This window comes from Pandoraea sp. LA3 (assembly GCF_022696215.1).
GTDB classification, from domain to species: Bacteria; Pseudomonadota; Gammaproteobacteria; order Burkholderiales; family Burkholderiaceae; genus Pandoraea; species Pandoraea capi.
Window position 1 is genome coordinate 42662 of sequence record NZ_PTPY01000026.1, and the last position, 24491, is coordinate 67152.

General features: G+C 59.8%; 16 protein-coding genes. 10 read left to right on the plus strand and 6 right to left on the minus strand.

Going from position 1 to position 24491, the window contains the following annotated elements:
- Positions 1-131 precede the first annotated feature (131 nt).
- Positions 132-1070 carry a LysR family transcriptional regulator gene (locus C5N93_RS07605; RefSeq protein WP_242558816.1) on the plus strand — a complete coding sequence of 313 codons (939 nt, stop codon included), beginning with the start codon at positions 132-134 and terminating at the stop codon, positions 1068-1070.
- Between the two features lie 49 nt (positions 1071-1119).
- Here C5N93_RS07605 and C5N93_RS07610 read toward each other — a convergent pair whose 3' ends face one another.
- The 3 genes from C5N93_RS07610 to C5N93_RS07620 form a co-directional block, all read right to left on the minus strand.
- Complete coding sequence (locus tag C5N93_RS07610; RefSeq protein WP_242558817.1) at positions 1120-2934, minus strand: M61 family metallopeptidase; 1815 nt, start codon at positions 2932-2934, stop codon at positions 1120-1122.
- 91 nt (positions 2935-3025) lie between these two features.
- Positions 3026-3787, minus strand: coding sequence for a DsbC family protein (locus C5N93_RS07615; protein ID WP_242558818.1), 762 nt, complete (start codon positions 3785-3787; stop codon positions 3026-3028).
- An 87-nt stretch (positions 3788-3874) separates the two neighbouring features.
- A complete protein-coding gene (locus tag C5N93_RS07620; protein WP_242558819.1) occupies positions 3875-5062 on the minus strand; it encodes a UbiH/UbiF family hydroxylase in 1188 nt (395 codons plus the stop codon).
- A gap of 225 nt (positions 5063-5287) precedes the next feature.
- Here C5N93_RS07620 and C5N93_RS07625 point away from each other — a divergent pair, with 225 nt between their 5' ends.
- From C5N93_RS07625 to C5N93_RS07665, 9 genes are all read left to right on the plus strand, one after another.
- The gene (locus tag C5N93_RS07625) at positions 5288-6157 is read left to right on the plus strand and encodes a neutral zinc metallopeptidase (protein ID WP_150722374.1); all 870 of its coding nucleotides are present in this window, start codon (positions 5288-5290) and stop codon (positions 6155-6157) included.
- A gap of 235 nt (positions 6158-6392) precedes the next feature.
- Positions 6393-7487, plus strand: a complete 1095-nt coding sequence (ychF, locus tag C5N93_RS07630) for a redox-regulated ATPase YchF (protein WP_242558820.1) — start codon at positions 6393-6395, stop codon at positions 7485-7487.
- A 196-nt stretch (positions 7488-7683) separates the two neighbouring features.
- Positions 7684-8895, plus strand: coding sequence for a site-specific integrase (locus tag C5N93_RS07635; protein WP_242558821.1), 1212 nt, complete (start codon positions 7684-7686; stop codon positions 8893-8895).
- A 330-nt stretch (positions 8896-9225) separates the two neighbouring features.
- Entirely contained in the window at positions 9226-10287 is a 1062-nt protein-coding gene (locus C5N93_RS07640) for a Fic family protein (protein ID WP_242558822.1), read from the plus strand.
- A gap of 90 nt (positions 10288-10377) precedes the next feature.
- On the plus strand, positions 10378-12924 hold the full coding sequence (locus C5N93_RS07645; protein WP_242558823.1) for a DEAD/DEAH box helicase family protein: 2547 nt from the start codon (positions 10378-10380) through the stop codon (positions 12922-12924).
- Between the two features lie 45 nt (positions 12925-12969).
- Positions 12970-15450, plus strand: a complete 2481-nt coding sequence (locus C5N93_RS07650; RefSeq protein WP_242558824.1) for an N-6 DNA methylase — start codon at positions 12970-12972, stop codon at positions 15448-15450.
- A gap of 2 nt (positions 15451-15452) precedes the next feature.
- Entirely contained in the window at positions 15453-16169 is a 717-nt protein-coding gene (locus tag C5N93_RS07655; RefSeq protein ID WP_242558825.1) for a hypothetical protein, read from the plus strand.
- A 22-nt stretch (positions 16170-16191) separates the two neighbouring features.
- Positions 16192-19038, plus strand: coding sequence for a TrlF family AAA-like ATPase (locus C5N93_RS07660; RefSeq protein ID WP_242558826.1), 2847 nt, complete (start codon positions 16192-16194; stop codon positions 19036-19038).
- A gap of 62 nt (positions 19039-19100) precedes the next feature.
- Entirely contained in the window at positions 19101-20738 is a 1638-nt protein-coding gene (locus C5N93_RS07665) for a DUF262 domain-containing protein (RefSeq protein WP_242558827.1), read from the plus strand.
- 127 nt (positions 20739-20865) lie between these two features.
- Here the strand turns inward: C5N93_RS07665 and C5N93_RS07670 are convergent, their stop codons facing one another.
- The 3 genes from C5N93_RS07670 to C5N93_RS07680 all read right to left on the minus strand — a co-directional run bounded on the left by C5N93_RS07670 (position 20866) and on the right by C5N93_RS07680 (position 24193).
- Entirely contained in the window at positions 20866-21729 is an 864-nt protein-coding gene (locus C5N93_RS07670) for a phage integrase N-terminal domain-containing protein (protein ID WP_242558828.1), read from the minus strand.
- Positions 21730-22335: 606 nt separating this feature from the next.
- A complete protein-coding gene (locus tag C5N93_RS07675; protein ID WP_242558829.1) occupies positions 22336-23493 on the minus strand; it encodes an STY4528 family pathogenicity island replication protein in 1158 nt (385 codons plus the stop codon).
- A gap of 169 nt (positions 23494-23662) precedes the next feature.
- Entirely contained in the window at positions 23663-24193 is a 531-nt protein-coding gene (locus C5N93_RS07680) for an AAA family ATPase (protein WP_242558830.1), read from the minus strand.
- Between the last annotated feature and the right edge of the window lie 298 nt (positions 24194-24491).

Sequence of the window (24491 nt, forward strand, 5' to 3'; positions counted from 1 at the left end):
GCTTGGGATGAATTCTAGTTACCCCCAAAAATGAAACAAGCCGGTAAAATCGAATTGTTTGTTCCCTTTTTGGAACAATGCCCGTCGACTGTAATTTTGATGAATGACCGCGTCACCAAGGAGCGCGCGCGATGATTGACGATCTGAATGACATGCTGATCTTCGCGGAAGTCGTGCGCTCGGGCAGCATTACACGGGCGGGCGAGCGCCTCGACCTGCCCAAGGCGACGGTCAGCCGTCGTCTGTCGCGGCTGGAGTCGCGCCTCGGCACGAAGCTGTTGCACAAGACGACGCGGCGGCTCGAACTGACCGAAGTCGGCGAAGCGTATTACGAGCGCTGCCTGCCGATTCTCGAAGAGGTGGAAGAAACGCGCGACTTCGCGTCGCAAATGTCGAGCAAGCCGCGCGGACGCCTGCGCATCACCGCGCCTGCCGACTTTGCCGCGCAGTGGCTGGCCGTGCCGCTCGCCACGTTCTGCGCCGCGTTTCCCGAAATCACCGTGGACGTGGATCTGAGTTCACGCCACGTCGACCTCATTGCCGAGCGGGTGGACGTTGCCATTCGTGCCGGCCAGCTCTCCGACTCCACACTTGTCGCGCGTCCGCTTCTGAAGCTCACGCGCAGCCTGTACGCGAGTCCGCTGTACCTGAGCGCAACGGGCTTGCCTGCCACGCCCGACGAACTGGCAGGGCACCGCTTCATCATCCTGCAAGGCGCGCGACGGCTGTTCAACTCGGACACGTTGCACAAGGGACGTCAGCGCATGGACATCACCATGCACGGCGCGATTCAGGTCAACAGCATGGGGATGGTCAAGGAGATGGCGCTGGCAGGCAGTGGCATCGCCGCGCTCACGGATATTCTGGCCGAAGATGCGCTGCGCGCCGGACGCCTGGTCAAGGTGCTGCCCGACTGGTCGCTGCCGGAGAGTCCGGTGCATCTGGTCACGCCGTCCCGGCGCTTTCTCCCCCGTAAGACGCAGGCGTTCATCGAGCACATGCTCGCCGTCGCCCGGACTTGCCCGGAAGAGAACCGCGACCCTTCGGTGCCGGGTCCGGCGGAGGGTTGAAGCCTCGCGCCCGGGGCGAGCGCGAAGCGATTCATTCACACAGATGGTCTCAGGCCGTCAGCCATTTCTCGCGACGTTGTGCGGCGGCCCGATCACGCGTCTCGGCGATGCGGTACTGCGAGATCTCCGGCGTGTCGAGCGTGAGCGACGTCTCGCGCAACTCGTCGCGACGGAAGGCATGCACCGTCACCCGATCGCCCGGGCGATAGCGTTCGAGCAACTTGTCGAGATTGCCCGACGTCACACGCAACCCGTCGATGGCGACCAGCGAGTCACCCGCCGACAACCCCGCCGCTTGCGCCGCGCCACCATCGAGCACCTGCGCGAGCGTGACCTCGTCACCGCGCTTGCCCGTCTTGGCGCCCAGCGCCGGGCGTCCGTTCTCGGGCGTGACCGGTGCGAGCGTCAGTCCGACACGTTCGAGCAACGCAGCGAGCGGCAGATCGCGCGTGCCGTGAATCGCCGTGGCGAAGAATTCCGAGAGATCGAGCCCAGAGACTTCTTCGAAGAGCGGCTGGACCGCATCTTCCGCAATGCCCACGGGCGTGCCGCGATAGAAATCGCGACCGTAGCGTTGCCACAGCGCGCGCATGACATCGTCGAGCGACTTCTGACCGCGCGTTTGCGAGCGAATCGTCAGATCCAGCGCGAGCGCGACGAGCGAGCCCTTCGTGTAATAGCTGACGATGGCGTTGGGCGCGTTTTCGTCCTGACGGTAATACTTCGTCCACGCGTCGAACGAGCTTTCGGCCACCGTCTGCTTGAGACGTCCGCTACCGCGCAAGACGCTCGCGACCGTCTTGGCGACGAGGTCGTAATAGGCCGCCGGTGCGATCACGCCACTGCGCACGAGCATCAGATCGTCGTAATAAGACGTGAAGCCTTCGAACAACCACAGCAGGCGCGTGTAATTCTCCTGATCGAGCGTGTACGGCGCGAACACCGCCGGCTTGATCCGCTTGACGTTCCACGTGTGGAAGTACTCGTGGCTCACCAGACCGAGGAAGCCACGATAGGCATCGCTCATACGCGCCTGCCCCTGCACCGGCAGGTCGTTGCGGCTGGCGAGCAGCGCGGTCGACGCGCGGTGCTCCAGACCGCCGTAACCGTCGCCGACCGTCATGAGCAGGAAGACGTAGCGCGACATCGGCACCCGCGAGCGCGAGCTGGCGCCCGGCTCGAAAAGACGGATCTGCGCTTCGCAGATCTTCTTCATGTCTCGCAGCAGACGATCCAGATCGAGATTCGGCACCGGCCCCGTGATGGCGACTTCATGCGTCACGCCGCACGCTTTGAACGTGCCATGCACGAACGTTCCCATCTCGACCGGCGAATCGATCAGCTCGTCGTAATCGACGGCCAGATAGCGTCCGAAGTCGAGCGCCGCCGTGCCTTCTGCCGGTGCCAGCGCGGTGGCCACACGCCACGCCTTGAATGCGGCGCCGCGCGGACGCAGCACGTCCACTTCGCACGGCGCGTGCGCCTGCCCTTCCACGCGCAGAAACACGCTGGTGCCGTTGAAGAAGCCGTGAGTGTCGTCGAGGTGGGCGGCACGCACTGACAGATCCCACGCGTAGACCTCATAGGTCACGATCAGCGTGCCCTTGCACGGCGCGGCCTGCCACGTGTGCTTGTCGAGCTTGTCGAGTGCGATCTTGCGGCCGCGGCACGTCGCGCCGATCGTCACGATGTTGCGGGCGAACTCGCGCACCATATAGCTACCCGGGATCCAGGCAGGCAGCGTGAAACGCTGGCCTTCCGGCGCGGGATTCGAGACCGTGACGGTCACTTCGAACAGGTGGGCGGCGGGCGATTTCGGAACGATCGCGTACCGGACGGCAGAGGGGGCGGACGTGGCTTTCATGAGATGACGGCGTCTTGTGTTCGTCGGGTGTTCGTCTTGCGTTCGTCTTGTCGTGGGCCGGGTCAGGCGTCGGCCCGACCCGGTCCAGCGATTACTTGACGGTGGCGAGCGCCTTTTCGAGTTCTGCGGCCGGCACGGCACCTGGCAGACGACGGCCGTCCGACAGAATGATGGTCGGCGTGCCCGTGATGTTGAGCTGGTGACCCAGCGCGAAGTTGTCCTTGACCGGCTTGTCGTCGCACTTGGCCGTCGGGGTCGGCGGCGCCTTCTTGTCGAGCATCCAGTCATGCCATGCCTTGAGACGGTCCGGCGCGCACCAGATCGCTTTCGACTTGGCGTCAGAATCCGGCCCGAGCACCGGGTACAGGAAGGTGTAGACGGTGATGTTGTCGACCGAATTCTTCAGCGTTTCTTCGAAGCGCTTGCAATACGGGCAGTTCGGGTCCGAGAAGACGGCGATCTTGCGGCTGCCGTTGCCCTTCACGTATTTGAACGCGCGATCGAACGGCAACTTGGCGAAGTCGATCTTGTTGAGTTCCGATTGACGCGCTTCGGTCAGGTTCTGACGCGTTTTCGTATCGATCAGGTTACCGCCGAGAATCACGTACTGCGCCTTCTCGTCGGCATACATGATCTCGCCGCCGACCGACACTTCGAACAGGCCCGGGATCGGCGTGCGCGCGACCGACTTGACCGGGGCATCCGTGCCGAGCGTGGTCTGTACAGCGCTCTTCACGCGGTCGAGCGTGGCGTCGGACTTGCTTTGTGCGAGGGCAGACGTCGAGAAAGTCGCTGCACAAACGGTGGCGAGGGCCAGTCCGGCGAGCGCCGCGGCGCGAAAACGTTGCAACATCGAAAATCTCCAGAAGTGTGTCGATCGAGAGGCGCGGCCGGCGCTTCCGGTCAGGACCGGAGGTGTCGGCGTTTGCGCCCGAAGGGGTCAGCCCAGGGCGCGGCCGATCAGGAATTTCTTGACGAAGGGCAGCATGTTCACGCTGTCGAGGCCCGCATTGCGAGCGAACTTTGCAAGCGGGCTGCTCGTGGCGAACAGCTTGTGCAGGCCGTCCGTCGTGAACGCCATGCTGCCGATATCCTCCTTGCGAGCGCGCTCGTAGCGCCGGAGTACCGCAGCGTCGCCGCAATCGCGGAACGATTCGCGACCGGCGAGCGCGTCGCCGAGCGATGCCACATCGCGAAGTCCGAGATTCATGCCTTGCCCGGCGAGCGGATGCACCACGTGCGCCGCATCGCCGACCAGCGCCACGCGCTGCGCGATCAGGCGCTTGGCCTGCGCGAGCACGAGCGGGAATCCCTGGGCGCGGGCTGAGACCGGCGTCAGACGTCCGAGTTCACCGTGCGAGAACGTGCCGATACGTTCGGCGAGATCTTTGGGATCGAGCGCAAGCAGATGCTGCGCGTGATCGTTGGCGGCGGACCAGACGAGCGAAACATGCTGATCGGGCAACGGCAGGAGCGCGATGATCTCGCCGTCATGGAACCATTGGAACGCCGTGTCGCGATGGGGACGCTCCGCGCGGAAGTTGCACACCACGCCGAGTTGTTCGTACGGACGCACCGAGCCGTCCAGCCCGGCGGTGCTGCGCACCCAGGAGTTCGCGCCGTCCGCGCCCACGACGAGCGAGGCACGCAGCGTCTTGCCGTCCGACAGACGCACCGACGCAGCAGCGGCATCGACTTCTAGCGTTTCGGCGCGTGCGTCAAGCCATTGGACTTGCGGGGAGAAGCGCAGCGCGGCGTCGAGCGCACGCTCCAGATTCGACGATTCCGCGATCCAGGCCAGTTGCGGCACCGACGCCTGATACGCAGAGAAATGGAGACTGCCGCGCTCGTCACCGAACACTTCCATGTCGTAGACGGGATTCACCCGCGCGGGATCGACCGCCTGCCACACACGCATGCGTTCGAAAAGCGCTTGCGAGCTCGAAGACAGGGAGTAGATGCGGGCGTCCCACAGGTCGCCCGAAGCCAGCGACGATGCCGCGGGCTGAGCGAGCAAGGCGACGGACAGACGTGCCTGCGAGAGCAGCAAGGCGGCGGCCTTGCCGACCAGACCGCCACCGACGACGACGACATCGTGCGTTTGGCTGGAGGTATGCGTTAGAGACATGCGGCGAATGCAGCGCCAGCGCCTGAATCGCGCGAGCCGACTGGTTCAGAAAACGAGATGGCGTATTGTCGCACGGCGGCCGCACGAGCGATGCCCTGCCCCACGAGCGCCCATGGGACACAGCGTCGCACTTCGTTTGCGGGCGCTATACTTCGGCGCATATCGGCTGTCGCAACATCTAGCACCACCACGCAACATCACGCACCATCAGACAGGGAGCCCCCTATGCGCCTCGATAACGAACAGGATAGCCAGAACGTCGAAGACCGCCGGGGCAGCGGATTTGGCGGACGCACGACCATCGGCATCGGCACGATCGTCGTGGCGCTCGCCGCCTCGTATTTCTTCGGGATCGACCCGCGCGTCATCATCCAGGGTTCGCAAATGATTCAGGGGCAGACGCAGCAACAGCCCCACGCCAACCCGAATGCCGCCCCCGCCAACGATCCGAACGCGGTCTTTACCCGTAAGGTGCTCGGCAACATCGAGCGCACCTGGACGACGGTGTTCCCGCAGCAGATCAACCGTCAGTATGTCGCGCCGAAACTCGTGCTGTTCTCGGGCGCGACGCCCACGGCCTGCGGCACCGGGCAGACGGCAATGGGCCCGTTCTACTGCCCGGGCGACAGCAAGGTGTACATCGACCTCCAGTTCTACGACGAGTTGCGTCAACGCTTCGGCGCGGGCGGCGACTTCGCCCAGGCGTATGTCATCGCGCACGAAGTGGGCCATCACATCCAGAATCTGCTCGGCATTTCCCAGAAGTTCGACGAAACGCGACGCCGCGTCAGCGAAGCACAGGCCAATGCGCTGTCGGTGCGGCTGGAGTTGCAGGCCGACTGTTTCGCCGGGGTCTGGGCGAACAATGCGGCCAAGGCCAACGATCAGTTGCTGGAGCCGGGCGACGTCGAGCAGGGCTTGCGAGCAGCGGCAGCCATTGGCGACGACCGCTTGCAGCAGCAGTCGCAGGGCCGCGTGGTGCCGGAGTCGTTCACGCACGGCACGAGCGCCCAGCGGGTGTACTGGCTGCGTCAGGGGCTGCAAACGGGCGACATGCGCAAGTGCGACACCTTTTCGGCGAAGCAGTTGAGCTGAGGCGCACCGGGCGCGCGAGCGGCGACGCCGCTGCCAGTCTCCGAAGCCCTGCAGGCCGACGGGCGATACACCGACCGCTGACTGGCCGACGGCGCCCCGTCACAGACCGATAACGGCGCTGTTGGGGGCAGAACGGGTACAATAGCGGACTTTCCGCGACGCAAACACTGGCCCGTTCGAGGGCGCCCACGGTGCATTTGTCGGCGCGCACTTTTCAAGCCAGACAGGATTTAGCATGAGCCTCAAATGCGGCATCGTCGGTTTGCCCAACGTCGGCAAGTCGACCCTTTTCAACGCGCTGACCAAAGCGGGCATTGCTGCCGAGAACTATCCGTTCTGCACCATCGAGCCGAACGTCGGCGTGGTGGAAGTGCCGGACCCGCGTCTGGGCAAGCTGGCCGAGATCGTCAAACCTGAGCGCATCATGCCGGCGACGGTCGAATTCGTGGACATCGCCGGTCTGGTGGCCGGTGCCTCGAAGGGTGAAGGGCTTGGCAACCAGTTCCTCGCCAACATCCGCGAAACGGACGCCATCACGCACGTGGTGCGTTGCTTCGAAGACGAGAACGTCATCCACGTGGCCGGCAAGGTGAATCCGATTTCGGACATCGAGGTGATCAACACCGAACTGGCGCTGGCCGATCTGGGCACTGTCGAGAAGGCGCTGCAACGCTATACGAAGGCGGCCAGGTCGGGCAACGACAAGGAAGCGGCGAAGCTGGTGGCAGTGCTGGAGAAGGTGGTGCCGGTGCTGAACGAAGCGCGTCCGGTGCGCTCGCTCAAGCTGACGGAAGACGAACTCGCGCTGATCAAGCCGTTCTGCCTGATCACGGCCAAGCCGACGATGTATGTCGCGAACGTGAAGGACGACGGTTTCGAGAACAACCCGCATCTGGACGCCGTTCGCAAGTACGCCGAAGCCGAGAATGCGCCGGTCGTGGCCGTGTGCGCGGCTATCGAGGCGGAAATTGCGGACATGGAAGATGCCGACAAGGCGGAATTCCTGGCCGACATGGGCATGGAAGAACCGGGCCTGGACCGCGTGATTCGCGCGGGCTTCAAGCTGCTGGGCTTGCAGACGTACTTCACGGCAGGCGTGAAGGAAGTGCGCGCATGGACGATCCACGTGGGCGACACCGCCCCGCAAGCGGCCGGCGTGATCCACACGGACTTCGAGCGCGGCTTCATCCGCGCGCAGACCATCGCGTTCGACGACTACATCCAGTACAAGGGTGAGCAGGGCGCGAAGGAAGCCGGCAAGATGCGCGCCGAAGGCAAGGAATACGTGGTGCACGACGGCGACGTGATGAACTTCCTGTTCAACGTCTGACGTTTTTTGCTGGATCTCGGTGGCGCTCAGTAGCGCTTGGTAGACAGATTGGCCCGTTGTAAATCAATGGGTTGCATAAACAATACGGTCTACTGAGCGTTCCTATTGTTCATCGAGGTCTGAAAAATTCGGGGGTAGCGTTGGGGGTACTCGTGTTCAACCGTGGGGGTACATCTCCCCGCAGTGGAGTCCAACGATGCCCGAGAATCTACTCACCGACCTCAAGGTCAGGTCGGCCAAATCGACTGATCGAGACTGGAAACTTTCAGACGGCGGGGGCCTGTTCCTGCTGGTCAAGCCCACCGGCGGCAAGCTCTGGCGGTGGAAGTACCGCCTGCAAGGCAAGGAGAACCTCTTTGCCATTGGCGGCTTTCCTCAAGTAAGCCTTGCGGAGGCACGTGCGGCCCGCGAGAAGGCGCGTGTCTTGGTCAAGCAAGGCATCCACCCTGCGCATGAGCGGCAACAGATCAAGCAGCGTAACCTCGAAGTGCTGGAGGAACGCAAGCGCGCAAAGGAAAGCTCGTTCGCCAAGGTGGCGCAGGCGTACCTGGCCGAGATCAAGCCTGTCTTTGCGCTCAGTTCCTACCGCACGAAAGAGTCCCGCATCGGGAAGTACCTGTCGCCCAAGTTCGATGGGATGCCAATGAGCGACATCGGCGTGAAGCAGATCCGCCCATTGCTGGAGGAGTGCAAGGCCCATGGTGCATGGGCGGCCATCCATGTCAAAGGTGATCTTTCGGCGATCTTTGAGTTTGCGGTGGTGCGGGGCCTGGTCGAGGCCAATCCTATTCCCAGTCTTCGTGGGCTGCTGCGCGTGCCGTTCAGCGAGAGCAAGGCGGCGATGACGCGAGAGCAAATCCAGAAGTTCTATCAGGAGTTGCGCGGCTACCGGGGCTATCCGGAAACCTCGCTGTGCCTGCGGCTGATTGCGCTGACCGCCTGCCGTCCAGGGGAAGCGGCGGATGCCGAGTGGGATGAGTTCGACTTTGAGGATGCACTGTGGCGTCGGCCTGCGGCGAAGATGAAGGCGCGGCGTGACCATGTCAGTCCGTTGTCCACGCAGGCCATAGCGGTGCTGAAAGACTTGCAGCACATCACGGGTGGCGGGCGCTATCTGTTTCCGCACCGAAGCGGACAGGGCTTCACTACGCCCAACCGGCTCACCTACGCGATGCGCGACATGAACCTGGGCCGGGGTACGACGCCGCATTGCTGGCGGACGACCTTTTCAACCTGGGCCAATGAGAACGGGTACCGGCCTGATGCAATTGAGCGGCAGCTTGCCCACGTGGAAAGCAACAAGGTCCGGGCGACGTACAACAAGGCGCTGCTGCTGGATCAGAGAAGGACGCTGTTGCAGGACTGGGCGGACTATCTGAGTGTGGCGGAGGGCAGTGGCACGGCATAGGGAAGCGTTGGCTGGGTGTTGCTGAACGAATGGGGCGGTCTTTTCCTTTTCTGGATAGGGCCGTTGTCCCTTGAGGGCCGTTCCCTTGCCATTTGCCTTTGCCCTGAGTTGGGCCTGGGAATGGGGTAAACAATGGAGCAAATAGGGTAATTGTGAAATTATTACCCTTTTTTAGGTATTTCCTTCCTGGTCGGCTATGCCGGCCCCTCGCGACCGCGCATACGTTCAGGAAATGGGGTAGTCAAACACCGTTAATGAGGCATTTTTAGAGACAATGCCCTATTTAATGGCTATGATTACCCCATTTAGATAGCCTGGGTTTACATTTTCATGCACTCGCTCACACCCGAGTACCTTGCCGCGCTTCGCTTCGATGGCACTCAGGCCGCCACGTTGCGCACACTTGGCGAGTACCAGGGTAAGCAGCAACTCTACGCTGCGCAGTCGCCCGAAGCCCTCAAGGGGCTACGCCAGATCGCGGTGGTGGAGTCCACCGAGTCATCCAACCGGCTGGAAGGAGTTGTCGTCTCACCCTCGCGGTTGAAGTCTCTGGTCATCCGCAACGCAACGCCAAAGAGCCGTTCCGAACAGGAGATCGCGGGCTACCGTGACGCCTTGGCGCTGATCCACGAATCGGCCACGCACATGCCCTTCAGCGAGGGAGTGGTGCTGCAACTGCACACCCTGCTGTACCGCTATATGCCGCAGGCGGGCGGGCGCTGGAAGGCCACCAATAACGACATCATCGAGCGTCACCCGGATGGCACTTCGCGTTTGCGCTTCCAGCCGGTGGCTGCGCATCTCACGCCGATGGCCATGGCTGATCTGACCGGGCGCTACGCCACCGCACTGGACCAGCACCTGGCCGACCCTCTGGTGTTGGCGCCGCTGGCGATGCTCGACTTTTTGTGCATCCACCCCTTCCCGGACGGCAACGGTCGCATGTCCCGCTTGCTGACCTTGCTGCTGCTCTACCACTTCGACTATGCCGTGGGTCGCTACATCAGCTTGGAACGCATCTTCGAGAAAACCAAGGAAGGTTATTACGAGACGCTGGAAGCCAGCTCGCAGGGCTGGCACCAGGGGCAGCACGACGTAAAGCCCTGGCTAGACTACTTCTGGGGTGCTTTGCTGCGGGCCTACCGTGAGTTCGAGGAGCGTGTCGGCACCATCGAGCGCGGCCGTGGCAGCAAAGGCGACCGAGTGCGGACGGAAGTTCTGGGGCGCACCCTGCCGTTCTCTATTTCGGAGATCGAAGAAGCTTGCCCAGGCGTGAGCCGAGACATGGTTCGACTAGTGCTGCGGGCGATGAAATCAGAGGGGGTGATCGAATCGACTGGCAAGGGGCGAGGGGCGAAGTGGTTAAAGATCAAGGCAGAGGGGCAAAGCTAATGTTCAAATTCCTGGCGGTTTTGGAATACACGTGCGCGCAGAATCTGAAGCTGGGTACTCAAGGTGAATCAGCCGAGGGGGAGGCCTGAGATGGCGAACGCGAAGGAAGCGCACGCACGCATCAAGATCAACAAACTGTTGGAGAGTGCCGGCTGGCAGTTCTTCAACAACGCGAAGGGCAAGGCGAACGTGACGTTGGAGCCGAACGTCAAGCTCAGCCAGGATCAGATCAACGATCTGGGTGACAACTTCGAATCGACCAACAACGGATTTGTTGACTTTCTACTGCTCGATGAAAAGAGCTTTCCGTTGGTGGTGCTGGAAGCTAAGTCCGAAGACAAGAACCCGCTGGTCGGCAAGGAGCAGGCGCGAAAGTATGCCAAGTCGCTCAACTGCCGATTCGTGATCTTGTCAAACGGCAACCTACACTACTTCTGGGACCTGCAGCAGGGCAATCCGCACATCATCACCGCCTTCCCGACGCCGGACTCGCTCAAGAGCTATCAGAAGTTCGAACCTGATCAGAAGCGCTTGGTCACCGAAGCCGTCGGGCGCGATTACATCGTCCAGACTCAGCAGCCGGGTTACGAGAAAGAAGCGGGCTGGATTAACGCTGACGAACGTCCGGCTTTCATCGCGAAGAACAAGCTCCGATTTCTGCGCGACTATCAGAAAAAAGCGGTCAACGCGATTCAGGACGCCGTGGCTGAAGGGTCGACACGCTTTCTATTCGAAATGGCGACCGGTACCGGCAAGACTCTGACGTCTGCTGCAGTTATCAAACTGTTCCTGCGCACCGGCAACGCCCGCCGCGTGCTGTTCCTTGTGGATCGGCTGGAGCTGGAGGATCAAGCAGCGAAGGCATTCAAGGACTACCTGAAGAACGACTACGCCACGGTTATCTACAAAGAGCGCCGCGATGACTGGCGCAAGGCCGAGATCGTGGTCACCACGGTGCAATCGCTGCTGTTCAACAACAAGTACCAGCGCCTGTTCTCGCCCACGGACTTCGACTTGGTTATCTCCGATGAGGCACACCGCTCCATCGGCGGTAATGCACGTGCTGTCTTCGAATATTTTGTTGGCTACAAGCTGGGCCTGACGGCAACGCCCCGCGACTATCTGAAGAGCTTTGACGCCAGCAAGCCGACTACCCGCGACCCGCGCGAGCAGGAACGCCGCCTGCTGCTGGACACTTACCGCACCTTTGGCTGCGACTCCGGGCAACCGACCTTCCGGTATTCATTGTTGGATGGCGTCAAGGACGGCTTCCTGATCAATCCTGTAGTGGTAGATGCCCGAACCGACATCACCACCAAACTGTTGTCCGAGAAGGGCTATGCCGTGATGGCACCGGCTGGTGAGGACGGGCAGCAGGAGCAAAGCTTTGTCTCCAAGGACTTTGAGAAGAAATTCTTTTCCAAGGCGACCAACGAATTATTTAGTCAGACTTTCATCAAGAACGGCCTGCGCGATCCAGTAACTGGTGAGTTCGGTAAGGGCCTAGTGTTCGCCGTCAGCCAAAACCATGCCACCAAGCTGACCCAAATCCTGAACGAACTGGCGGACGTACTGTGGCCTGGCAAGTATCAGTCAGACTTCGCCGTGCAAGTGACCTCTAGCGTGCCGGACGCCCAGCAATACACCATCAATTTCACCAACAACAACCTGTTGGGCTCGGCCAACTTCAACGCTCTGTACAAGACCAGCAAGGCGCGGGTCTGCGTCACCGTAGGCATGATGACCACCGGCTACGACTGCCCGGACATTCTGAATCTCGCGCTGATGCGGCCGGTGTACTCGCCGTCCGATTTCGTGCAGATCAAGGGGCGCGGCACGCGCAAGCACAACTTTCTTGAGCAGCTATTCGATGACGATCTGAAGCCACTGGTCAATGAGCCCGAGAAGACCCGCTTCAAGTTCTTCGACTTCTTCGCCAACTGCGAATACTTCGAGGAGAAGTTCGACTACGACGAAGTGCTCAAGCTGCCGGCGCGCAGCAGTGAGGGTGACGGCCAGGGGGGCGAGCCACCACCAACGGGCGGAATGTACGAGCACATCGGCACCGATGCCATGTTCCACGTGGCCGAGCAGCAAATCGGCTACGAAGGCATGAAGATCGACCGGATGTTCTTCGAAAAATTCGAGGATCAGGTCAAGGCCGACCCCACGCTGCAACAGCAGGTGGAAAGCGAGCAATGGGAGCTGGCCATCGACTACGTGACCAGCCACCTGTTCGACAAACCCAACGAGTACTTCAACCTGGACAAGCTGCGGCGCGCAGCCGGTGTGGATCGTCGCCTGAGCCTGAAGGAAATCCTGCAGAAAATCTTCGGCTTGATTCCGTACTTCAAGAGCAAGGACGAGCTGCTGGAAGACGAGTTCCAGGAGTTCCTGCTCGCTAACCAAAGCAAGCTGACAGAAGACCAGGGTACAGCGGTGCTGGCGATGAAGTACTTCTTCAAGGCGTATTCCACCGACGCGGCCCTGCGCGCCATCATCGACGGCAAGCGCTTTGGCGAGTTGAACGTCAATCCGGCTTTTGGCGTGGGTGACCTGCGTGCGGTGCCGTCCGAATGGCGCGAAGGCATACCCGAGTACGTCAAAGACTACGTACCGCTGAACCAATTCATGTAAGTCATTTTGAGGCCGCCCAGGGCTGCCGAGCGAGAAAACAACACCATGCTGGATACTGACACCAAACGCCGTATTGACTCCTGCCGCGACATCCTCGTCGGCAAGGTACCCGATCCCAAAAGCCAGGTCGAGCAGATCACTATCGCGCTCATCTACAAGTTCATGGACGACATGGATGCGCAATCCGAAGAGTTTGGCGGCAAGCGGAGCTTCTTCGTCAATGGCTTCGAGAAATACAGCTGGAGCAAGCTACTGGCACCCACCATGGGCGGCCAAGACACACTGAACCTCTACTCCGAGGCCATTGGCAAGATGACCGAGAACACGCACCTGCCTGCGTTGTTTCGCGACATCTTCAAAAACGCCTACCTGCCGTACCGAGACCCGGAAACGCTCAAGGCGTTTCTGAAGGAAATCGATGGCTTCTCCTACGACCATTCCGAGCGACTGGGCGACGCTTTCGAATACCTTCTCTCGGTGCTAGGCAGCCAGGGCGATGCGGGCCAGTTCCGCACGCCTAGGCACATCATTGACTTCATCGTCCGGGTCATCAACCCGCAGAAGCACGAGCGCATCCTCGACCCCGCCTGCGGTACGGCCGGCTTTCTGATCTCGGCCTGGAAATACATCCTGGACCAGAATAAAGCGCACAAGCCGGGCGACAAGCTGACACCAGACGAGCGCAACAAGCTGGCCGCAAACATCCATGGTTATGACATTTCACCGGACATGGTGCGTCTGTCGCTGGTGAACCTCTACCTGCATGGCTTCACCAACCCGCATGTGGATGAGTACGACACGCTCACCAGTGAAGACAAGTGGAACGAACGTGCGGATGTGATCCTTGCCAATCCTCCCTTCATGTCACCGAAGGGTGGTATCAAACCGCACAAGCGCTTTTCCATTCAAGCCACGCGCTCGGAAGTGCTGTTCGTCGATTACATCCACGAGCATCTGAGTCCGAACGGGCGGGCCGGCATCATCGTGCCGGAGGGCATTATTTTTCAGAGCGGCACCGCTTATAAGGCGCTGCGCAAGCTGCTGGTGCAGAACTCGTTGGTGGCCGTCGTCTCGTTGCCCGCTGGCGTGTTCCAGCCCTATAGCGGCGTCAAAACCTCCATCTTGATTCTGGACAAGCGCTTGGCCAAGCAGACTGACAAGGTGTTGTTTGTGAAGGTAGGCAATGATGGCTTCGCATTGGGTGCGCAGCGTCGCCCTATCGAGCAGGACGATTTGCCTCTTGCTGAACAAGCGTTGAAGAGTTTCTTTGCTATTCCTGGTGTTTTTGAGGGAAATGAGCTGGCGCACAGCGTGACCAGGGAGCAGATCGCCGAGAACGCCGACTGGAGCTTTAGTGGCGATCGCTATCGGCAGGACACCGAGCGTTCTCGACATTGGCCGATGGTATCCCTTGGCGATGAAACGCTTTTCCGGATTGAAAGTGGCGGCACACCAAAATCCGACGAGCCGGCCTATTGGAATGGCGGCGTAGCGTGGGCAACCTTGGTAGACCTACCTCAATCCGACTTCATCACACAACTAACGGGCACCGAGCGCACAATCAGCGAAGAGGGTTTGAACAACTCGTCAGCCAAGCTTTTGCCGATTGGAACCATCCTGGTTTCCAGTCGCGCAACCATTGGGCGGGTTGCGATTGCGCGCATGCCAACCGCAACCAACCAAGGCTTCAAGAACATTATTATCCAGGACTCCAATCGGGCATTGCCTGAATTTGTAGCCTGCATGATGAAAGCCCTAACGCCACAACTGGAAGGATTAGCTACTGGGGGAACATTTAAAGAGTTCTCAAAGACCGCACTATGCGGAATTGAAATTCCTTTGCCTCCCATCGAAATTCAGCGCGAGATCATCGCTGAAATTGATAGCTACCAGAACGTCATAGACGGCGCTCGCAAAGTTTTAGAGAGCTACAAGCCCCGCATTGCCGTGAGGGTGGAATGGCCTCTTGTTAGTATTGGAGAGCTATGCAAACCAGAATATGGTTTCACTGCGTCAGCGCAAGAAGCTGGTAGCCATCGTTTTATACGTATTACAGACATTGATTCAGATGGTCGTCTGTCTGAAAGTGACGCTCGCTATATTGATTTGAGCGATGAAGCATCTAAGTATGCTTTACAAAAGGGAGACGTCTTAGTTGCACGCACGGGAGCAACCTATGGGAAAACCATGTTATACGAAGAAGATGCTCCTGCAATTTTTGCATCTTATCTAATCCGCTTGAGGCTTCCTTCAGATCGAATTCTTCCCAAATATTATTGGGCCTTTTCTCAAAGCGAGAACTATTGGGTGCAAGCAAGAAGGTTGGTCTCAGGTGGAGGGCAGCCACAGTTTAATGGCAATGTCCTAGTAAACATAATGGTGCCGATCCCGCCAAGGATTGAAGACCAGAAATCAATCGTAGACGAAATTGAAAGAGATCTCGAATTGGTTAATGCCAATAGAGAATTGATCTCTCGCTTCGAAATCAAGATCAAAGCGGCTATTGATCGCGTTTGGGTGAGCTGATCATGGACGCCGCACTGGAAATCCACGATTATCTGCCGCTGGCTTATCCATCGGCTGGCGAAGGCGAGTACATCCGCTTTGTCTGGGAAGCCTTCGAGAGCAACTATGTGGCGGGCAAGTATCAGTTCGCCATGCTAGCTTTTCATATGCTCTACATGAGCTACGTGTATTTCTCGGTGTGGCAGATCAAGCAGGCCAAGCCGGAAGCCTTCACCCATGCGGTGCTGTTCCAGCAAAAAGAAAAGGAGCTGCTGACCGCCAGTTCGCCCTTTACCTTCAGCGAAGTCAATGAGCGCAGCATCTTCAAATTCCTGCGCCTGGCCGGTTGCGAGAACCAGCACATCGGCAAGTTTCAAAAGCTGGTGGATCAGCGCAATGAGATCGCCCACCCGAACGGGAACATCTTCTTCAGTGATCAAGCAACGGCAGACCAGCGCATCGAAGAAGTCATGCAGCAGATCAGGGGCATTCAGGCTCATATGCCGAGCGTGCTGCATGCTTGTCTATTGCAGTTTTTGCGCGATAGCGCCAACCCGGATGAACGCGAGATCGCAGACAGCGAAGTTCACGTCGAGATCAACTTCCTGCACAAGCACTACCTGTCGCGCAAGAATATTGAGGCGTGTCTTGCCTGCAATCTGGACGAGTTCGACGACAACCCCCTCAGGGATGAGGTGCAGGCGCTAATGCAGGTGCTTAAAGCCAAGGTGGAGGAATGATGACCTCAATCAGGGGAAGAACATGAGCCAATACTGGCCCTATCCCGGGGCACGCTGGTGGAAGTTCGATTTCCATACCCACACTCCGGCCTCCAGGGACACAGGAGCCTGGCAAGCCGCCATCGGCACACCCGCTGAGCTGACGCCGCAGACCTGGCTGCTCAAGTACATGGCCGCCGGGATCGACTGCGTGGCCGTTACCGACCACAACACCGGCGAGTGGATCGACAAGCTCAAGGCGGCCTATGCGCAGATGAAGCGCGAGGCAGATGCCGGCGCGCCGCCGGCCGGTTTCCGTGAGCTGTACCTGTTCCCCAGCGTGGAAATCTCGGTACAGGGCGGCTTTCATCTGTTGGCGATCTTCGACCCGTCTGCCACCAGCCAAACGATCAGCGATCTGCTGGCTAGGGCGGACTACGACGGCACGCGCGGTGACAGTGATGGCGTCACCCGCGAAGGGGCAGCCAAGGTGGTGGAGCGCATTCTGGCGATGGGTGGTCTTGCCATTCCGGCACACGTCGAGAGCGATAAGGGACTGCTTCAGGTCGAGCCCGGCACGCGCAAATGCCTACTGGATACCACCACGGTCAAGCAGGTCTTGCAGGAACCTGGCATCTTGGCTCTGGAGTGGGCAGCATCCACGAGTCCTGTACCGATGGTGCTGGACGAACTGAAACTGCGCTTCGCCAGCGTGGTTGGCAGCGATTGCCACAGCTTTCAGGGGGCTGCCGTGCCCGGTTCACGCTACACCTGGATCAAAATGGCCACGCCCAGCTTGGAAGGCTTGCGCCTTGCGTTGCTGGATGGGCAAGAGGTCTCCGTTCGGCGTAGCGATGAAAGCAGCAGTTTTGCCCCCTTCGATACGCCAGAACATTTTATCGAGTCGATTGAAATCCGAGACGCGCGCTATATGGGGCGAGGAAAAGCAGCCACCAGCTTGCTGCTCAACCCTTACTTCAATGCCCTAATCGGCGGGCGCGGTACCGGTAAATCGACCGTCGTGCATGCCCTACGCCTGGCCTATAAGCGGGAAAAGGAGCTGTCGTCTACCTCAGAAGCCGGGCAGACCTTCAACCGATTCAATAAGGTCGCCAAGACCCGCAGCGACGAAGGCGGCCTGCGCACGGAAACAGCTCTCTACGTGCAAGTGCATCGCGATGGCACGTCCTATCGCCTGATCTGGCGGCAGGACGGCCAAGGGCATGCGGTGGAGGAATGGGATACCACCGCAGCCAGCTTCAAGCCCTCGGTCAGCCAGGCCATCACCGAACAACGCTTTCCGGTCCGCTTGTTCAGCCAGGGGCAGATCGCGGCCTTGGCTGGCGATAGCCAGCAGGCGCTGCTGAAGGTGATCGACGATGCGGCTGGCACGCAATCGCAGCAAGCTGCCTTTGAGGAGGCCAAACGTGCTTTTCTGGCCTCTCGGGCGCAGATGCGCGAGCTGGAAGGCAAGCTGCAAGGCCGTGAATCGTTGACGCTTTCCCTGCAAGACATTCAGCGCAAGCTGGCCCGCTTCGAGGGGGCCGACCATGCCGCGGTGCTGAAGAACTACCAGCGCAGCAACCGGCAAAGTCGCGAGCTGGAACGCCAGTTTGAAGTCTCCTCCGAATTAGCTATCCGCTTGAAGGACGTTGCTGAAGACTTACTGGCAGAAGACGTGGCCGAAGGGCTGTTCGATGCCGACGAAGACTGTTCTGCACTCGCACTCATCGAGGCGTTGCACGCGGCCATCGGCAAGGCCAGGCAGGAGGTCGAGAACGCGGCTGTCGCGTTGCAGGAGCACGGGCAAGCCTTACGAGGAGAGCTCGAAGCATCGCCCTGGTTTGCGCGGATCGGCGCGTCCAAAGCAGCCTACGATCAGCTCAAGACCGATTTGCAGCAACAGGGCGTTAGCGATCCCAACGAGTACGGTCATCTGGTGCAGGAAAAGCAGCGGCTGGAAACCGAGCTCAAGCGACTGGAGACCTTGCAGAAGCAACACGCCGACTTGCGCGGAAAAGCCAAAGCGCTACTGGAGCAGGTGCAGTCCGCCCGCCGTGCCATCAGCACGCGACGCAGCGCATTCCTTCAAGAAGCGCTCCAAAGCAATCCCTTTGTGCGGATCGAACTGATTCCTTACAGCCGAGATGCGCAGGGCATCGAGCGCTCGTTGCGGGAAGTGCTCGGGGCTGCCGACGGCAAATACGTGGATGACCTGTACCAGGAACAGGAAGGTGCCCCTCCCAAGGGCCTCGTGGCAGACCTGCTGGTCACTGTTGACCTTGTTGAGCAGCCGAGAACTTGGGACGCGACAGCCTTCGAGCAGGCGTTACTGGCCCAGAAAAGGCGTCTGGTGCAGGCATGTCGTGGTAATGCGGAGTATGGTGGCTGGTTCAACAAATTCTTGAAAGCTGAAGCCGACAAGCGCCCCGAGTTCACCGACCACATCTTGTGCTGGTTCCCCGAAGACGGCTTGCAGGTGGAATACAGCCGAAAGGGCGATGGCCGGAACTTTCAATCTATTGGCCAGGCTTCGGCCGGTCAGCGTGCAGCCGCCATGCTGGCCTTCCTGTTAGCCCATGGCAAAGAGCCGCTGGTGCTCGACCAGCCCGAGGACGATCTGGACAACCACCTAATCTACGGACTGGTGGTTCAGCAGATTCGCAGCAACAAACTGCGCCGTCAGCTCATTATCGTGACCCATAACCCCAACATCGTGGTCAATGGTGATGCAGAGCTTATCCACGTGTTGGACTTCAACCGTCAGTGCCATGTGAAGCAGACCAGCTCACTACAGAATCAGTCTATGCGCAGCGAAGTCTGCCAGGTGATGGAGGGTGGTGAAGAGGCGTTTGAGCGGCGTTATCAGCGCTTAGGTAAAGATGTTTGATAACGCCGCAGGTTTGGTCGACAAGATTCGCTTTGATAAGAGTGACGCAATAAGGAACAACCATGGCCAAGGCCGAAGCCAGCGTTGAAGAGCTAGTATCCATGATCGAGCGCGGCGAACTGCGCTTGCCGGAGATGCAGCGCCAGTACGTGTGGCGTTCTACGCGAGTGCGCGATCTGCTGGATTCGCTGTATCGCGGCTACCCATCGGGCGCAATCCTGCTTTGGGAAACGGATGAAGCTGTGCCGCTGCAGGATTTCGCGGTCAGCCAGAGCACGAATCCCTACCAGAGCACCCGGCTTCTGCTGGATGGTCAGCAGCGTCTGACATCGCTCTCTGCCGTCATTCGCGGCGAGCCAGTATCGGTGCGCGGCCGTCGTCGGCCTATCGACTTGCTGTTCAACTTGGAGCATCCCGACCAGTTGGCGGTCGTGACCGAAGTGGAAGAGAACGGCGACGACGAGGACGATGCCGACGACGATAGCGAACTGATTGGCGATGAGACGGACTCGACTGAGGACGAACTGCTCAAGCGCTTCAACAAGATGACCTTCGTGGTGGCCACGAGGAAGCTGGAGCAGTTGCCGCATTGGGTGAAGGTGTCGGAAGTGTTCAAGACCGACAACGATGCGCCGTTCCTCAAACGTGCGGGTATCAGTGGTTTTGACGATCAGCGGTACGAGAAGTACAGCCAGCGCCTGGCTCGGCTACGTGGCATTCGCAAGTACGTTTATCGGATGGATGTACTGGAACGGACGCTTTCCTACGATGAAGTCACGGAAATCTTCGTCCGGGTCAATTCACTGGGAGCCAAGCTGCGCAGTTCCGATTTGGCTCTGGCTCAGATCACCGCCAAGTGGCGGCACTCGCTGCAGACCTTTCAGGATTTTCAGAAGGCCTGTGCCAAGACGGGCTTTGACCTCGATCTCGGTTTGCACTTGAAGAACCTGATGGCGTTTGCCACCGGTCAATCACGTTTCCAGATCGTGGGTAGCCTGAATGTGGAGAAACTGCAGAAGGCATGGAAAGAAGCCTGCGATGGCATGGAATTCGCGCTCAACTTCCTGCGCAGCAATCTTGGCATCGATAGCCCGGCACTGTTGTCGTCGCCTTTCCTGCTAGTGGTACTGGCGTATTTCGGGCATAGCCGCGACTATGCGCTGAGCAACGATGAGGCCCGCCAACTGCGCTACTGGGCGCTGATGGCCAATGCCAAAGGCCGCTTCTCCCGAGGCTCCAGCGAAACCATTCTGGATCAGGATTTGGCAAGTATTCGTCAGGGCGGAGCGGTGAGCGAGCTGATCGACCGACTGCGCCTGCAGTTCGGCCGCCTGGACATTACCGCGGAGGAGCTGGAAGGCCGCAACCAGCGCAGCGCGCTGTTCAAGACCATGTTCCTGGCTTTCCGCGCCTCCGGTGCCAAAGATTGGCGCAGCCACCTGACCATCGCCCTGGACCACTCCGGCACCCAGCATCGCTTGCAGTTTCATCACATCTTTCCCAAAGCCGTACTGAAGACCAGCTTCACGGCCCGCGAGGCAGACGACATTGCCAATCTGGCCTTTATCGGCGGCAAGACGAATCGCGCTATCAGCGACAAGGCCCCAGCGGTGTACCTCCCCCCGCTGGTGGACCAGCTTGGCGAGCCAGCGTTCGCAGCACAGTGCATCCCGGTTGAGGCATCGCTGCTGGAAGTGTAAGGCTACAAGGCTTTCTTGCTTGAGCGACGCAAGAGGATTGCAGCGGCGCTGAATACGTTTGTTGGGCCTGCAGATTGAGCCGGTGGACGGCTGTGCATGTAGGCCATGGGGCCTCATACTGCCTGACCTAGCTACCGAGGTAGATGGCGGTGATTTGAACGCGCTCGTGTCCCAACTCACGGCTGATGGTCTGACGAGCATGGCGGTCTTCTATGTGCTGCGTTGGACTTAACTCCGTGACTAATGGTCCACCTGCCGCTGGCGGCGGCCTCCCCGTCAACGTCTCATAACGGCTTTGCGCGTACTGATGGCGAAGGCCATGCATATGACTCAGACCCGCCGCCTTGCACTGCCCATCGTAGACGTGCCGTTGCTGGATGTAGGTCTTGTTTGCCGGGATCAATGACCCTGTGCCTGCCAGGTGGTGTGTTGCCTGGAGCACGTCGCGTTGCTCTGTCGTGGTGATGGGCACCATTCGCTCCCGGCCGCCCTTGGTCCACGATCCCTTGAGGGCGATGTGGTCGCCCCGATCCGCGTAACTGGGCTGGAACTTGATCGCTTCCTCCCGACGCAATCCGAAGGCGGCCTGTAGCTGAAGGCTCATGCGTACGTGCGCGTCGGTGACCTGTTCAAGACCTGTGCCCAGTTCTTGGGCCTTGCTGATGTTGGTCACATAGCGGCGCTCGGCCACGCCGAGTTGCGTGTTGTCCGCCGGCAGGATGCCGGCCTTGCCGATTTTCTCGGCCCACCAGCGCAAGTGAGAGAGTCGATTCTTGATGGTGCCAGACGACAAACCTTCGCCTTGCCAGCGCTCCAGCAACGCCTGGACATGCTTGCCCTTGAGCGACGAAGCCTTCATCTGCCGGAAACCGGTCTCGCGCAGTTGCCGCGCAGCCAGCGCGAGAGAACGCATCCGGTCGGCCTGTGTGTTGTGGCTGCCGTCACGGTTGCGCTGGCATAGCTGCCGCAGGGTGTAGGTCAAGTCGTCCATCGTCCGGCCTCCAAGCAAAGCGTCGTGCTGCGTTGTCCTGAAACTCAATGGTTAGTGTTGGTGCCAACTCGCCAAGGCGAGATCCCGTGAGGGCAAGGGCATGGTGTTCAGGAGACACCAGAGCCTCGAATGAGGCGTCCGTCTTGCTTCCTGCTGGAAGACCGGACGGAAGAACTGCAAGATGAAAACGCGATACGTGTGAATGAATCCTCCTTTGAAAGTGAGTGAGATAAGAAAGCCGCTGCAACCTTACGCGTTGCGCGCAAGGTGTGGCCGCGAGAGACGGTGCGCCGTGGGCGCGAAATGGCAGAAGTACAAACCGATGAAAGAAGGCTCCGCCCCATGGGTAGGAGCCGGTATGCAGCAGGAGCCTGGGCATACCTGGGGGGGGTTCCGCCCTGACGGGCCAGCGCTTGCAGGAACCTGCGCTGTTGGGGTTGCTGATGTACGAAGCCCATCGGTCTTGGCAACTGCCCGGTCAATGTAGTGCGGACATCATCATGTAGGCCGCACGCAATAGGAACTGGCTCTCGCCCGCATTGTTTGCGGTGTTGCGCGGGTCGTCACTGCGGCGTGCAGTGACGACCCGTTTCGCGGCAGCATTTGCTACGCAGGATGCGGCTGCCATCCCCTGGCCTGCATTGCCTGCGCTGCGATGTCCCCAGCGTTCGTCGAGGTGTTCATGATCTTGCGGATGTTGGCGATGTGCGCCAGGGCGGTTTCACGCGATGCCGGTTGCGCCGTCGGTTCAGGGCGGTCTTCGGTACGCGGCGGAGCTGCGGGCCGATTCTCGGCAGGCCGTGGGGCGGCAGATGTCTCCTTACGACCTGCCCACAGACGGAATTCGCCAGCAAATACGCGCTTCACCAAGGCGAAGAAGTAGGCCACGACATTGCGCACTGTGCCGCTCTGGCTGCGTGCCTGCAACTCGTCGAGTACTTCCTGGCGATGCTGCGGCGGCAGCCGCCGCAAGGCGGCCTGCACGTCCTTTTGCTGATCTGCCTGGGCATTGCTCAGGCAAGGTGGCAAGCTCACCGACTGCGGTGCCGAAGTGTCGTCGCTTTCGCGCGCGCGGTACGTACGTTCTTTTTTATACATATACGTCTTATACGTACTGCCCTGCTCTGCCGTCATGTGGCGAGCGTATCCGGTCTGTTGCGGAACAAGCGTGCTGCCAGCGGAATCGCCAGACAATGGAAGTGGGGCGGCTGCCTCGCTCGCCGGCGACGGCGGCGTAGGGGGCAAATCATCGTCATCGTGACGCTGATCGTGGGTCGCGATGGAGGCAGCTTTAGGTGCCTGTGCCAGCGTTGCCCGAATGTGGACAGCCACCCGATCTACCTGGTTGTTCTCGTGGCCGATGGATGCTTGCAGAAGCGCGGACAGACTGGCATCGAGCGCGCAGGCCTGCTGGAAGTGCAGGGCACTTTCGTGAACCTGGTACAGCTCGCTGAGCACATGGCCGGTCAGAGGATCGCGTTGCTGGCCCACCTGACTGATCCACCCCGTCAGCCGAAGCACGACGAGAACGCGCCGGGCCGTCTCGTACCCGGCCCTCTGCCCCAGCGGGGTGGAAGTGAGATAGCGGCGCAACTGCCCCAGATTCGCCAGCGGGCTGATGCCCTCGGCAGAGCGCAGCATGCGCAGAACTTGCCAACCATTGCGCTCCAGGGGCGTGAGCCGCGCGTCGAGCATGAGTGCAGTCGGCGTGGTGAAAGATGCGTTGTGCTCGTGTGGGATGTGGTGAATGAGATGGGCAGCCATGAGAAAACTCCGAGGTATGAGCCAGAACGACTCGGTGCCTCGTATCTCATCGCAGTCTCGTTCGTACATCAGCTAACAATGCGGCTTCCACTGTCACCATATTGTTTGGTGTTTAAGCCGGAGTGGTACGGTGCCTGCGCACAGGTAGATAAACTAGTTGTACAGATAATCAGGAGGGTTGGGTTGCGAATTCAATAATTTGGTCGATACGTTGGTCGATGCTTGCATCGCCTTCGAATCGCAAAACTTGGCATTGCCGAGTAGCAAGCCAAGCTTCATGGCGCGGGCGGCTTCGACCTGGAAGCCTCCCTTCGTCATATTGGGACGCCCATGCAAGGAATTCTGGATTTGCACTGCCGAAGAGCGACTTTTCCCGTGCTTCGATACGTTGAAGCCTCAGCGCCGTGGGCACAGCAAGGAATACCACCAGATCAAAGGAGTCTTCGAGATCCGAGCCCCAACCACACACTGATCCGGATACGACAGTTCCATCGAGCCCCTTCAAATGGGAAAGAATCATTTTCAGGCGCAGGTCGGGGTCGAACTTCTCCTGAAATGGTGGAGTAGTGGGCTTCCAGTAGAAGTCGTCCGCGTCAGCGAAACCAAAACCGATTCGCGTGGCAAGAGCCCGCCCCAGGGTTGAGGTTCCCGAGCCAGGAGCCCCCACTATGTTGATCCGCTGATATGGAAAGCTGGTCACTGGTTTTCCGAGCAGAGATAGCACAGTCAAGGTTCCAGTTTACGGGCAGTAGCCATGAGGATGCCATCTGGTCTATGATCCCTCGCGTACCCTAAGTACGTGCATGGGGGTACAACTGGGGGTACCTCCAGCGATTCCCGCAAAGACCGTGGCCCGATTTCCCCGCGAAACCTAGCATTCACGGCACTTTGCCGACCGATCAACGTTTAAACGTGTGATCAACGTCTGACACGGTCTTCCGCAAACAAAACACCCCGGCCACTGCGCCGGGGTGTTTTGTTTTGGGGCTAGGCAAGGC

Bases quoted from the DNA above. Each gene is read 5' to 3' on its own strand.
- C5N93_RS07605 (WP_242558816.1), top strand. From the start codon at position 132: ATGATTGACGATCTGAATGACATGCTGATCTTCGCGGAAGTCGTGCGC.
- C5N93_RS07610 (WP_242558817.1), bottom strand. From the start codon at position 2,934: ATGAAAGCCACGTCCGCCCCCTCTGCCGTCCGGTACGCGATCGTTCCG.
- C5N93_RS07615 (WP_242558818.1), bottom strand. From the start codon at position 3,787: ATGTTGCAACGTTTTCGCGCCGCGGCGCTCGCCGGACTGGCCCTCGCC.
- C5N93_RS07620 (WP_242558819.1), bottom strand. From the start codon at position 5,062: ATGTCTCTAACGCATACCTCCAGCCAAACGCACGATGTCGTCGTCGTC.
- C5N93_RS07625 (WP_150722374.1), top strand. From the start codon at position 5,288: ATGCGCCTCGATAACGAACAGGATAGCCAGAACGTCGAAGACCGCCGG.
- ychF (WP_242558820.1), top strand. From the start codon at position 6,393: ATGAGCCTCAAATGCGGCATCGTCGGTTTGCCCAACGTCGGCAAGTCG.
- C5N93_RS07635 (WP_242558821.1), top strand. From the start codon at position 7,684: ATGCCCGAGAATCTACTCACCGACCTCAAGGTCAGGTCGGCCAAATCG.
- C5N93_RS07640 (WP_242558822.1), top strand. From the start codon at position 9,226: ATGCACTCGCTCACACCCGAGTACCTTGCCGCGCTTCGCTTCGATGGC.
- C5N93_RS07645 (WP_242558823.1), top strand. From the start codon at position 10,378: ATGGCGAACGCGAAGGAAGCGCACGCACGCATCAAGATCAACAAACTG.
- C5N93_RS07650 (WP_242558824.1), top strand. From the start codon at position 12,970: ATGCTGGATACTGACACCAAACGCCGTATTGACTCCTGCCGCGACATC.
- C5N93_RS07655 (WP_242558825.1), top strand. From the start codon at position 15,453: ATGGACGCCGCACTGGAAATCCACGATTATCTGCCGCTGGCTTATCCA.
- C5N93_RS07660 (WP_242558826.1), top strand. From the start codon at position 16,192: ATGAGCCAATACTGGCCCTATCCCGGGGCACGCTGGTGGAAGTTCGAT.
- C5N93_RS07665 (WP_242558827.1), top strand. From the start codon at position 19,101: ATGGCCAAGGCCGAAGCCAGCGTTGAAGAGCTAGTATCCATGATCGAG.
- C5N93_RS07670 (WP_242558828.1), bottom strand. From the start codon at position 21,729: ATGGACGACTTGACCTACACCCTGCGGCAGCTATGCCAGCGCAACCGT.
- C5N93_RS07675 (WP_242558829.1), bottom strand. From the start codon at position 23,493: ATGGCTGCCCATCTCATTCACCACATCCCACACGAGCACAACGCATCT.